This window comes from Azospirillum largimobile (assembly GCF_977007025.2).
Map to the genome: position 1 here is coordinate 2,510,039 of NZ_CDRMUA020000001.1, position 11,498 is coordinate 2,521,536.

The following is an 11,498-nucleotide window of genomic DNA, read 5'->3' on the forward strand; positions in this document are numbered from 1 at the left end:
TGGACTTGTCCCCGCCCTTTTCCCCTGAAGGGATGGAACGCCCAAGCGGATCGTATTAAAACGGAAGAATAGGAAACCCGACGTGCAAGAATGAACCGCCCGCCCCCGGCGCGGGGTGGGCGGAGTGGCGGAGGCGGACAGATGGCGTTGAAGGTTCGCGAGGATTACCGGACCCTCACCGGCCCGGAAAAGGCCGCCATCATGATGCTGGCCCTGGGCGAGGAGCATGCTACCAGACTGTTCTCGCTGATGGATGACGAGGAGATCAAGGAACTGTCCCAGGTGATGGCGAACCTGGGCACGGTGTCGGCCAACCTGATCGAGCGCCTGTTCGTCGAATTCGCCGAGCAGATGTCGGCCACCGGCTCTCTGGTCGGCTCCTTCGATTCGACGGAACGCCTGCTGCTGAAGACCTTGCCGAAGGACAAGGTCGACCAGATCATGGAGGAAATCCGTGGTCCGGCCGGCCGAACGATGTGGGACAAGCTGGCGAACGTCAACGAGTCGGTCCTGTCCAACTACCTGAAGAACGAGTATCCGCAGACCGTTGCCGTGGTGCTGTCCAAAATCCGTCCCGAACATGCCGGCCGGGTGCTGACCCAGCTTCCGGAAAGCTTCGCGATGGAAGTCGTCATGCGCATGCTGCGCATGGAGGCGGTGCAGAAGGAGGTTCTGGACGACGTGGAGCGCACGCTGCGCACCGAGTTCATGACCAACCTCGCCCGCACCAGCCGCCGCGACAGCCACGAGATGCTGGCGGAGATCTTCAACGGTCTGGACCGCACCACCGAGCACCGCTTCATGGCCGCCCTGGAGGAGCGCAACCGCGACAGCGCCGAGCGCATCAAGTCGCTGATGTTCACCTTCGAGGATCTGTCGAAGCTCGATCCCGGCGGCGTCCAGACCCTGCTGCGCACGGTGGACAAGCAGAAGCTGGGCACCGCGCTGAAGGGCGCGTCGGAAACGCTGAAGGACCTGTTCTTCTCCAACATGTCCGAGCGCGCGGCCAAGATCCTGCGCGAGGACATGGCCGCCATGGGTCCGGTCCGCGTCCGCGACGTGGACGAGGCGCAGATGTACATGGTCCAGCTGGCCAAGGATCTCGCCGCCCGCGGCGAACTGGTCATCTCCGAAGGCGGCGGCGAGAACGAGCTGATCTACTGACCGGCGATCCGGCCATAGGGGTGCCGCATGGGACGCATGGCGGACGGCAAGAAGGATTGGGTGGCGGTCCGCCGCGAAGCGGAGACCGGCATCGAGACCATCCGCGCCCATTTCCGCGGCCATGCCTATGACCTGCACGACCATGACGAGCTGCTGGTCGGCGTCACCGAGCAGGGGGTGCAGGCCTTCCGCTGCCGGCGGCGGCTGCATACCAGCACCCCCGGCCGCGTCATCCTGATCGAACCCGGCGAGGCCCATGACGGCCACAGCCCCGAAGAGGACGGCTTCACCTACGCCATGCTCTACCTCCCGGTGCCGCTGCTGACCGCGCGCACCGACGCCTTGAAGGGCTTGATGCCGCGCGCCGCCGGCTCTTTGGGCTTCCGTGACACGCTGGCCGACGATCCCGGACTTGCCGCGACGATCCTGTCGGCCTTCCTGGCCCTGCACCGCGGGGAGGGGCGGCTTGCCCGCGACCTGTCGCTGGACCGTCTGGCGGCGAGGCTGGCCGGCCATCTCGCCCCGCCGCCGGACCGCCAACGCCTGCGCCCCGACCGCGCCGCCGCCCTGGCGCGCGACCTGCTGCACGCCCGCATGGCCGAGGATGTCGGGCTCGACGAGCTGTCGGCCGCGGCCGGCGTCGACCGTTTCCGATTGAACCGCGCCTTCCGCGCCGCCTTCGGCCTGTCGCCGCATGCCTATCTGGTCCGGCTGCGCCTGCGCGCCGCGCGGCGCCGGCTGGCCGACGGCGAGGCGCCGGCCCTGGTCGCCGCGGAGGTCGGGTTCGCCGACCAAAGCCATCTCGGCCGCTGGTTCCGCCGCGCCTACGGCATGACGCCCGCCGCCTACCGCGCTCTGTGCACGAACGTTCCAGACTGAGGCGCGATCATCCGGCATCTGGATTGGGCGAAGGAGAAACCACCATGCCCGATAGCCTGATGCCCAACAGCCCGACAAACGAAACCACGCCCGCCGACGCCCCCGTCCGCTTCGACACCAAGGTCGCGCTGGTCATCCGCGCCGACTTGGCCGTGTGGCAGAAGCTGAACGTCGCCGCCTTCCTGGCCACCGGCATCGCCGCCGCGGCCCCCGAAGCGCTGGGCGAACCCTATGTCGACGCTGCCGACCGCCGCTATGGCCGCATGCTCGGCCAGCCGATGATGATTTTCGCCGCCGATGTCGGGCAACTGCGGGCCGTGCGCGACAGCGCCCTGGACCGGGGGCTGACGCTGGTGCCCTATGTCGCCGCGATGTTCGCCACGGGGCACGATGCCGCCAACCGTGCCGCTTTCCGGGCAGAAGACCCGTCCGCTCCCGATCTGGTCGGGCTAGCCCTGCGCGGGCCGAAGAAGGCGGTGGACAAGACGGTGAAGGGGCTCGTCCTGCACGGGTAGGAGGCGACGGCCTTTTCCGCCCTTACAGCTCCTGCGGCAGGGTGATCGTCACCGTCGTACCGGCCCCCGGCGTGCTGTCGAAGGCGACCCTGCCGCCGAGCGGGCCGGTCACCGTGTTGAAGACGACGGCCAGACCCAACCCCTTGTGGCCTCGGCCGCGGGCGGTGGTGAAGAAGGGATCGGTCAGGAGCGGCAGATGCTCCGCCGCGATGCCGGCGCCGCGATCGCGGACGATCAGGTTCCAGGCCGGGACCGCATCCAGCGTCGCCGGCTCCACCGCCACCTCGACGGCGCCGGGACCGCCGGAATAGCCATGGGCGGCGGCGTTGGCGAACAGGTGGTGCAGCACCCGCTCCAGCGGTTGGGTGCAGCCGATCCAGGGACAGGGGGCGCCCGGCATCACCCGCAAGGCCAACGGCAGGTCCGGATGCTGGACGGCGAACAGCGCCGCGATGTCGCCCGCCGTCTGGCGCAGGTCCAGCGCCTCCAGCGGTTCGGCGTTCTGGCAGGCGGCGATGGCGGAAAACGCCTCCACCAGGTCCACCGCGCGGGAGAGGTTGGCGTCGAGCAGGGCGGCCGGTTCCCGCAACTCCTCGGTCGCGAGCGGGCCGTTGCCGGGACGGGCCAGCTCCTGCAGGTGGCTGGCGGCGGTGACGCAGACGCCGAGCGGCGTGTTCAACTCGTGCGCCAGCCCGGTCACCGCCTGGGTGATGGCGCGCTGGCGGGCCAGTGCCGATTCGGCGATGCGGGTGCGGCGCTCCAGATCCTCGCGCACCACCCGTTCCGACACCTCGCGGATCATGCGGCTGAGTTCGCGCAGCAGCTTCGCCAGCAGATCGGGCGAGGGGGAGATCAGCGCCAGGAACAGGTCGCGCTCCAGCTCGAACACCGTCACCGGCGTGGCGGCGATCACCGAGGCGGAGCGGGCGCCGCCGTCGATCAGCGCCATCTCGCCGAAACAGTCGCCGGCGCGGCGGAATCCGACTTCCACCTGACCGCCGAACTGGTCGTTGCGCACCACCCGCACCGTGCCGTCCAACAGCACGTAAAGCGAGCTGGCGCCGTCGCCCTCGCGCATCAGCATCGTGCCGGCCGGTGCATCGAACACCCGCCCGCGCGAGGCGACGGCCGCGCGCTCCTCCGGCGAGAAAGCCTCGAACAGGACGATGCCGTCGAGGATTCCGCCGGGCGTGGTGGTGCCGGTGGCTGCGCTTGTCATGGCGGACGGATGCTCCGAAAGGGCTAATCCCGGCAGCATAAACCAAGCGGCCGGGGCACAGCGAGACGTTAACCGATGCGTTCGCGAATCGGAAACTTGCTTTCGCGCATCAGGCGGTCCAGCAGACCGTGCGACCCGGCCTCGCAGAGGTCCAGAACCTCTTCGAACCCGTCGGGACCGCCGTAATAGGGATCGGGAACCTCGCGGCCCTCAAACCCCGGCGCGTCGTCCAGGAACAGGCGGAGCGATGCCGTGGCGCCGGCTGGAACGATGCGGCGCAGCTGGGCCAGATGGCCGTGGTCCATCGCCAGGATATGGTCGAAGCGGGTGAAATCCGCCGCCACCACCTTGCGGGCGCGCAAAGCCGACAGATCGACGCCGCGGGCCAGCGCCGCCTGCCGCGTGCGCGGGTCGGGCGGCTCGCCGACATGGTAACTGTGGGTGCCGGCGGAATCGGCGATCACATGCGGCCCGAGCCCAGCGCTCTCGGCCAGATGGCGGAACATCCCCTCGGCGGTCGGCGAGCGGCAGATGTTGCCCGTGCAGACGAACAGGACCTTGACCACCTGCGGTATCCCCCTTCTTTCTTTTCAGCGGCTTTACTTCCGGGCGCGACGAGCGTACGCCGCAGCAGTTTTCCACATGACCGGTTTCCGAACCGCTAAGGGGAGCCTCATGCCCTCACCCGCGCTGACCAACCGCCTGCGTCCGACCGACTCGATCGTCATCCTGACCGGGGCCGGGATTTCCAAGGAATCTGGGCTGGACACCTTCCGCTGCGCCGGAGGCATCTGGAGCCAGGTCGATCTGGAGGACGTGGCGACGCCGCAGGGCTTCGCGCGCAACCCGGACCTCGTCCACCGCTTCTACAACGACCGCCGCCGCGGCCTCGCCAACCCGGCGGTGCAGCCCAACGCCGCGCACCGGGCGCTGGCGGAGCTGGAGCGGCGCTGGAAGGGCGATGTCCTGCTGGTGACCCAGAACATCGACGACCTGCACGAGCGCGGCGGATCGAAGGCGCCGCTTCACATGCATGGCGAACTGCTGAAGGCCTTCTGCCTGCATTGCCGCACGGTGGTGGAGGTGCAGGGCGACCTGTCGGTGCACGACCATTGCCTGACCTGCGGGCGCAAGGGCGGCATGCGGCCGGACGTGGTTTGGTTCGGCGAGATGCCCTACCAGATGGAGCGCATCCAGCGGGCGCTGGAGGAATGCGACCTGTTCGTGTCGATCGGCACGTCCGGCCATGTCTACCCCGCCGCCGGCTTCGTGGCGGAAGCGCGGTCGGCAGGCGCCTATACGGTCGAGCTGAACCTGGAACCGTCGGAAGGAGCTTCCTATTTCCACAGCTCGATCAACGGTCCGGCGACCCAGGTGGTGCCGGCCTTCGTTCAGGATTTGCTGACGCTTGTCTGATGACATGGTTGAGGGCGGTTCCGACCTGGACCGCCTGTTCGCGACGGTGCGCGCCTGCACGCTGTGTGCGGGCGTCCTGCCGCATGGCTGCCGCCCGGTTCTGCGCGGCACTCCAAGCGCCCGCCTTCTGATCGTCGGGCAGGCACCCGGCGCGCGGGTTCATGCCAGCGGAATCCCCTGGGACGACGCGTCCGGCGACCGGCTGCGCAAATGGCTGGCGATGGATCGGACCGCCTTCTACGACGAATCCCGCATCGCCGTGGTGCCGATGGGGCTGTGCTATCCCGGAACCATGCCGAAGGGCGGCGATTACCCGCCGAGGCCCGAATGCGCCCCGCTGTGGCACCCACCTGTGTTGGAGGCGCTGTCGGGCGTGCGGCTGACCCTGCTGATCGGACAGTACGCCCAGGCGCGCTATCTGGGCGACCGCCGCAAGGCGACGATGACGGAGACGGTGGCGAACTGGCGCGACTACGGCCCGGACCACATCCCGCTGCCGCATCCGAGCTGGCGCAACACCGCCTGGCTGAACCGGAACCCCTGGTTCGAGGAGGAACTGGTGCCGGCGCTGCGCCGCCGGGTGGCAGAGGTGCTGGAGGGCTGAGGCGCGACGCCCCTACTCCGCCCCCCTACTCCGCCCCCTTACTCCATCGTCTCGATCCGCTCCATATCGTCGTCGGAAAAGCCGAAATGGTGGCCGATCTCGTGGATCAGGACATGGCGGACGATGGCCGGCAACTCCTCCCCCGTCTCGCACCAGTAATCCAGGATCGGACGGCGGTAGAGGAAGATCATGTCCGGCCCGCCGCGCAGGTCGGCGACGCTTTGCCGCGTCAGATCCACCCCCCGGTACAGCCCCAGCAGGTCGAATGGGCTTTCCAGCTCCATCTCCCGCTCGGTATCCTCATCGGGAAAATCCTCGACATGGATGACGAGGTTCCCGACCGGGGCCAGAAGCTCCGCAGGGATGGTTTCAAGCGCTTCTTCGGCCATGCGCTCCAGGTCTTCGACCGTGGGCGGAACCGTATGGGGACCTGAAGGTTTCCGTATCATGCCGCAGAAGGTAGCGGACCGCCGCCCGTTCGCCAAGAAGCTGCGGGCGGCAAAAGAGGGACGGAAGAAAGGGAGGTCATCATGTCCGATCGTTTGGTCGGCGCGCATCGCCAGACGGCACTGAAGGAACTGCACGGCTGGTCGGAGGTGCTGGAACGCGACGCCATCCGCAAGACCTACCATTTCGCCGATTTCCCGGCCGCCTGGGGGTTCATGAACCAAGTCGCCCTGCTGGCCGAGAAGACCGGCCATCATCCCGAATGGTTCAACGACCTCGGCCGGGTGGAGGTGATCCTCTACACCCGCAGCGCCGACGCCGTGACCCCGGCCGACATCGACTTCGCCCACCGCCTGGACCAGATGGCCCCGCTGCACGACCGGTAGGGCCGCAAGCCGAAGAACGGCGCTTCTCCCGCCCTGGGGAGAGGCGCCGCCTTGAGAGAAAGGCCGATGACGGTCAGGCCGCGCGGATGCCGGCCAGGAAGGTCTCCACCTCGCGGCGCAGGTCATCCGCTTGGCGCGACAGGCCGGTGGAGGCGTCCAGCACCTGCGACGCCGCCCGGCCGGTCTGGGCGGCAGCCTCGTGCACCTGCGCGATGTTGCCGCTGACCTCGCCGGTGCCCTGGGCCGCCTGCTGGACGTTGCGGGAAATCTCCGACGTGGTGGCGCTCTGCTCCTCGATGGCGGCGGCGATGGTGGCGGCGATCTCGTTCATCGTGCCGATGGTGCCGCCGATCCCCTCGATGGCGTTCACCGTGCCGCGCGTGGCGCTCTGCACGCTGTTGATCTGGGCGGAAATGTCCTCCGTCGCCTTGGCGGTTTGGTTCGCCAATTGCTTCACCTCGCTCGCCACCACGGCGAAGCCCTTGCCGGCCTCCCCCGCCCGCGCCGCCTCGATGGTCGCGTTCAACGCCAGCAGGTTGGTCTGGCTGGCGATATCCTGGATCAGCTTGACCACCTCGCCGATGCGCGCGACCTCTTCGGCCAGATTGCGGACGGAGCCGGTGGTGTCCTGCGCCTCGCGCACCGCCTGGGCGGCGACGCCGTTGGACCGGGAGACCTGTTCGCCGATCTCGCGGATCGAGGCGGTCATCTCCTCCGTCGCCGAGGCCACGGTCTGCACGTTCACCGACGTCTGCTCCGCCGCGGAGGTGGAGGCGGAAGCCTGACGGCTGGTCTCCTCCGCCAGCGCCGCCATGGATTCGGCGGTCTCGCTCAACTGAGTGGAAGCGCCGGACACGCTGGTCAGGATGGCCGACACCGTGCGATCGAAGCCCTGGACCATCCGTTCGACGGCGGCGGCGCGCTTCTCGCGGGCGGCATGCTGGGCCTCCTGTTCGGATTCCAGGCGCACGCGTTCGATGGCGCTTTCCTTCAGCACCTGGATCGCCCGCGCCATCGCGCCGATCTCGTCCGGCAGCTTGGAATAGGCGATGTCGACGCCGAGGTCGCCGTCGGCCAGCCGGACGACGGTGGAGGTGAGAGACCCCAGACGCCGCGTGACCTGGGCCGACAGCACGATCAGGACGATGCCGAAGGTGATGCAGACCGCCGCCAGGACCAGCCCGGCAAGGATCAGCTGGGTCCAGGCCTGGGCCACGCTTTCCCGGTTCGTCTCGTGCGCCACCGAAAGGGCGGCGTCGCGCATCGTCAGAATGTTGTTCAGCATCGGCGTCACCCAGGGACGCCAGTCGGCCAGCGTCACCGGCGGCGGTGCGCCCTTGCGGGCGGCGTCGATGACGCTCTGGAAGCGCTTTTCGCCCTCCGTCATCATGGTGGTGCGCACATGCTCCAGCGCCGTGGTCAACTCCGGCGGGTTGCCGAGATTGAGCACCGCCTGCTGCATCATCTGCCAGAGCCCGCCGATCCTGCCGGTCATCTCGGTCGCCGCCTGCAGCCGCTCCGGCCCGAAGGCCATGCCGCCGACGAACAGCCCGACGGACGCGGAGCGGGTGCCGCCGACATCGCGCATGTCCTGGGCAAGCCGTGCCAGATTGACGTGTCCGAACAGGTCGGGACCGTTGACAATGGTGGAGCGATAGGTGTCGTCGATGGCTTTGCCGACATTCTGGTTTGCCGCGGCGATGGCATCGACGGTGGCCGCGGCGATGGTCGCCGGCCGGGCCGTCTTGGCCTGCTCCGCCGCCTGCCGGGCAGCCGTCCGCGCCGCCTTCAGCTGGTTGGCGGCGGTGACGATCGGGGTGGGGACCAGGCCGGCGGCCTCGATCTGCTCGCGGGCCTTGGTCAGGGCCGCATCGCTGGCGGCGATGGCGGCCTCCAGCGGCTGGGCCGCGGCGGCGTCCAGCGGCTTGTCGCTGTCGAAGGCAACCGCCCAGCGCCCCCGTTCGCTCGCCAGCAGGGGGCCGACCTGCAGCGTCGCCTCGAATGCCGAAAGCGAGCTTTCCGTCCGATGGCGCTGCCGAAGATCGGCCACGGCATTCCACGCAAGGACGACGGCCATGCAGATCGGAAAGGCGGCGATCAGAACATTTGCGCACAAAATTTTCGCGCGGATATTCATCCGATGTCCCCCGCGTGGCGCGATAAATAGATTTAGGGGCAATATTAGCAACGATCGTTCGCCGGGCGTCAGTCAGGGGCCGTCCTGATCGTCCGCCTGTCAGGGGTTGCACAACAAATCATCAACGGAAACCGGCGCGTTTGGTGAGGGCCTAGGGCGCCACCCACCAGCTTTCCACCATCGGCCCGTACAGCGGCGTGATCGCCGGACGGTGCAGGGTCGATCGACGGGCGATCCGGTCCACCGGGCTGTGGAAAAGTGGGACCATGTAGTGTCCCCACAGCAGCACCCGGTCCAGCGCCCGCACCCGCCCGACCAGCTCCGCACGCGTGGTGGCTGCGGCGATGGAGCGGGCGAGTTCGTCGACTACCGGGTCGCGGATACCGGCAAGGTTGCGGCTACCCTCCTGCCCGGCCGCGTCGGACCCGTAGTAATAGAGCTGCTCGTTTCCGGGAGACAGGCTGGACGCCCACCAGCGCATCGTCATATCGAAATCGAAACGGTCCAGCCGCCCCTGGAATTGGGCGCTGTCCACCGTGCGGACGCGTGCTTCGATCCCCAGCGGCTCCAGCGAGCGGGCGAATTCCAGCGCCACCCGCTCCTCCGACGGATCGGCAAGGAGGATTTCGAAGGCGAATCGATTCCCGGCCGCATCGGTCAGCCGGCCGTCGCGCACCCGCCAGCCGGCCTGCTCCAGCAGCTGTAACGCCTCGCGCCGGCTGGCGCGCAGGCCCGCCGGGCCGCTGCCGGTCCCACCTTCCGGCAGGGCGAAAGGGTGGGTGAACAGGTCCGGCGGCAACCGGTCGCGGAAAGGCTCCAGCGCCCGCGACTCCTCACCCTCCGGCAAGCCGCGGGCGGCGAGGTCGGAGTTGGGGTAATAGCTGGCGGTGCGGGTCAGCAGCCCGTGGAACAGGTTGCGGCCGATCCAGTCGAAGTCGGTCGCCATCCCCAGCGCCCGGCGCACCCGCACATCGGCGAAGATCGGCCGGCGGGTGTTGAAGATCAGGCCGCGCGCCGGCTCCGGCCGGCGGTTCGGCAGTTCCTCCCGCACGATGCGGCCATCGCGCAGGGCCGGGCCGTCGTAGCCGGTGGCCCATTTGGCCGGATCGCTTTCGTACCGAACGTCGCCCTGCCCGGCCTTGAACGCCTCCAGCGCCACGGAATCGTCGCGGTAATAGTCGAATTCCAGCCGGTCGGCGTTGAACTGCCCGACACGGGTGGGCAGGTCGCGGCCCCAATAGTCGCGCACCCGCTCATAGACGATGCGCCTTCCCGGATCGACGGCGGCGATGCGGTAGGGACCACTGCCCAGGATCGGCTCCAGCGTCGTACGGTTGAAGTCGCGGCCGGTCCAGAAGGCCTTGGAATGGATCGGCATCAGCCCCATCAGCAGCGGCATCTCGCGGTCGATGGTTCCGCCCGGGTTCGCAGCGAAGGCAAAGCGGACGGTCTGCGGATCCGGTGTCTCGGCCACCGCGACCTTGGCGTAGAACAGGCGGCGGTTGGGCGTGCCGTGCCGCCGCTGCATCTCCAGGGAGAACAGCACGTCGGCGGCGGTCACCGGCGTCCCGTCGTGCCAGCGCGCCTTGGGATCGATGCGGAAGGTGACGGCGGAGCGGTCGCCGGCCACATCCACCCGGTCGGCCAGCAGGCCGTAGAGCGAGAAGGGCTCGTCCCACGACCGCGTCAGCAGCGTCTCGAACACATAGCCCAGCCCCAGCGCGGGGATGCCCTTGACGATGTGCGGGTGGAGGCTGTCGAAGCTGCCGGTCACCGCCTGCCGGAGGATCCCGCCCTTCGACGCGGCCGGGTCGACGTAGGGGAAGGCGGTGAAATCCGGCGGCAATGCCAGATCGCCGTGCATGGCTATGCCGTGCGTTGGCGTGCCATGTTCGGAGGCTTCAGCACATGCCGGACGGAGCGCCGGCAAAGCCAGAAGGATGAGGAGCAGGATGATCGGGCGGGCCATGCCCGGCAGGGTTGCCCCTTTGCCGCACCTGCGCAAGAGCCCACGCAAGTTCCTTGGCCTTGATCGGCGTTCCGCCTAAACTCCGGCCCCGCGTGGCGCCGGACCGGGCATCGGCGCCGAAACAAGAACGTGCCCTGAATACGCCAGTCGAAGGAACGCGATACATGGATCTGAGCAAGCTCGCCGCGGGTAAGAATGCCCCCTGGGACGTGAACGTCGTCATCGAGATTCCGATCGGCGGCCAGCCGGTGAAGTACGAAGTCGACAAGGAATCGGGCGCGGTGTTCGTCGACCGTTTCCTGCACACCGCGATGTTCTATCCCTGCAACTACGGCTTCATTCCGCACACCCTGTCGGGTGACGGCGATCCGGTGGACGTCTGCGTCGTCGGCCAGCACGGCGTCGTCCCGGGTGCGGTCCTGCGCTCGCGTCCCATCGGCGTCCTGTACATGGAGGACGAGGCCGGCGAGGACGAGAAGCTGCTGGCCGTTCCGGTCGACAAGCTGCACCCCTTCTACACCGACGTGAAGAACTACACCGACCTGCCGTCGATCGTGATCGAGCAGATCGCCCACTTCTTCGAGCACTACAAGGATCTCGAGAAGAACAAGTGGGTGAAGGTCCGCGGCTGGGGCGACGCCAACGAGGCCGCCAAGAAGATCGAGGAAGGACTGGCCCGCGCCCAGGAAGCCAACAAGGGCATCCCGGGTCCGGTGGTCTGAGGATTACCGCGATTCTCAATCGCCGCTGAATCGACCGGCG

The 11,498-nt window shown here is 68.3% G+C and carries 12 protein-coding genes; 7 read left to right on the forward strand and 5 right to left on the reverse strand.

Annotation, left to right across the window (positions count from 1 at the left end):
• Positions 1-141 precede the first annotated feature (141 nt).
• Genes fliG through ACWPKK_RS11880 form a run of 3 tightly spaced genes read left to right on the forward strand, consistent with a single transcriptional unit; the run spans position 142 to position 2,558 of the window.
• Entirely contained in the window at positions 142-1,164 is a 1,023-nt protein-coding gene (gene fliG, locus ACWPKK_RS11870; RefSeq protein WP_452004099.1) for a flagellar motor switch protein FliG, read from the forward strand.
• Positions 1,165-1,191: 27 nt separating this feature from the next.
• On the forward strand, positions 1,192-2,043 hold the full coding sequence (locus ACWPKK_RS11875; protein ID WP_452004102.1) for an AraC family transcriptional regulator: 852 nt from the start codon (positions 1,192-1,194) through the stop codon (positions 2,041-2,043).
• A 44-nt stretch (positions 2,044-2,087) separates the two neighbouring features.
• Positions 2,088-2,558 (forward strand): DUF2000 family protein, encoded by a 471-nt coding sequence (locus tag ACWPKK_RS11880; RefSeq protein WP_452004105.1) that lies wholly within the window; start codon positions 2,088-2,090, stop codon positions 2,556-2,558.
• Between the two features lie 22 nt (positions 2,559-2,580).
• On the opposite strand, the gene ACWPKK_RS11885 is transcribed toward ACWPKK_RS11880, so the two are convergent.
• Both ACWPKK_RS11885 and ACWPKK_RS11890 read right to left on the reverse strand, forming a co-directional pair.
• The gene (locus ACWPKK_RS11885; RefSeq protein ID WP_452004108.1) at positions 2,581-3,777 is read right to left on the reverse strand and encodes a sensor histidine kinase; all 1,197 of its coding nucleotides are present in this window, start codon (positions 3,775-3,777) and stop codon (positions 2,581-2,583) included.
• 68 nt (positions 3,778-3,845) lie between these two features.
• Positions 3,846-4,343, reverse strand: a complete 498-nt coding sequence (locus tag ACWPKK_RS11890) for a low molecular weight protein-tyrosine-phosphatase (protein ID WP_452004111.1) — start codon at positions 4,341-4,343, stop codon at positions 3,846-3,848.
• A 109-nt stretch (positions 4,344-4,452) separates the two neighbouring features.
• On the opposite strand from ACWPKK_RS11890, the gene ACWPKK_RS11895 reads away from it, so the two are divergent.
• Positions 4,453-5,193 carry an NAD-dependent deacylase gene (locus ACWPKK_RS11895; protein WP_452004113.1) on the forward strand — a complete coding sequence of 247 codons (741 nt, stop codon included), beginning with the start codon at positions 4,453-4,455 and terminating at the stop codon, positions 5,191-5,193.
• A 4-nt stretch (positions 5,194-5,197) separates the two neighbouring features.
• Positions 5,198-5,797 (forward strand): uracil-DNA glycosylase family protein, encoded by a 600-nt coding sequence (locus ACWPKK_RS11900; protein ID WP_452004777.1) that lies wholly within the window; start codon positions 5,198-5,200, stop codon positions 5,795-5,797.
• Between the two features lie 38 nt (positions 5,798-5,835).
• Here the strand turns inward: ACWPKK_RS11900 and ACWPKK_RS11905 are convergent, their stop codons facing one another.
• Complete coding sequence (locus ACWPKK_RS11905; protein ID WP_014249055.1) at positions 5,836-6,186, reverse strand: metallopeptidase family protein; 351 nt, start codon at positions 6,184-6,186, stop codon at positions 5,836-5,838.
• Between the two features lie 141 nt (positions 6,187-6,327).
• Between ACWPKK_RS11905 and ACWPKK_RS11910 the strand changes: the two genes are divergently transcribed.
• Positions 6,328-6,630, forward strand: coding sequence for a 4a-hydroxytetrahydrobiopterin dehydratase (locus ACWPKK_RS11910; RefSeq protein WP_194910044.1), 303 nt, complete (start codon positions 6,328-6,330; stop codon positions 6,628-6,630).
• A gap of 73 nt (positions 6,631-6,703) precedes the next feature.
• Here the strand turns inward: ACWPKK_RS11910 and ACWPKK_RS11915 are convergent, their stop codons facing one another.
• Both ACWPKK_RS11915 and ACWPKK_RS11920 read right to left on the reverse strand, forming a co-directional pair.
• Positions 6,704-8,707: a methyl-accepting chemotaxis protein gene (locus ACWPKK_RS11915; RefSeq protein WP_452004117.1), complete on the reverse strand. Its 2,004-nt coding sequence runs from the start codon at positions 8,705-8,707 to the stop codon at positions 6,704-6,706.
• A gap of 211 nt (positions 8,708-8,918) precedes the next feature.
• Positions 8,919-10,631, reverse strand: a complete 1,713-nt coding sequence (locus ACWPKK_RS11920) for an extracellular solute-binding protein (RefSeq protein WP_452004119.1) — start codon at positions 10,629-10,631, stop codon at positions 8,919-8,921.
• Between the two features lie 269 nt (positions 10,632-10,900).
• Here ACWPKK_RS11920 and ppa point away from each other — a divergent pair, with 269 nt between their 5' ends.
• The gene (gene ppa, locus ACWPKK_RS11925) at positions 10,901-11,458 is read left to right on the forward strand and encodes an inorganic diphosphatase (protein ID WP_310111108.1); all 558 of its coding nucleotides are present in this window, start codon (positions 10,901-10,903) and stop codon (positions 11,456-11,458) included.
• Positions 11,459-11,498: the final 40 nt, after the last annotated feature.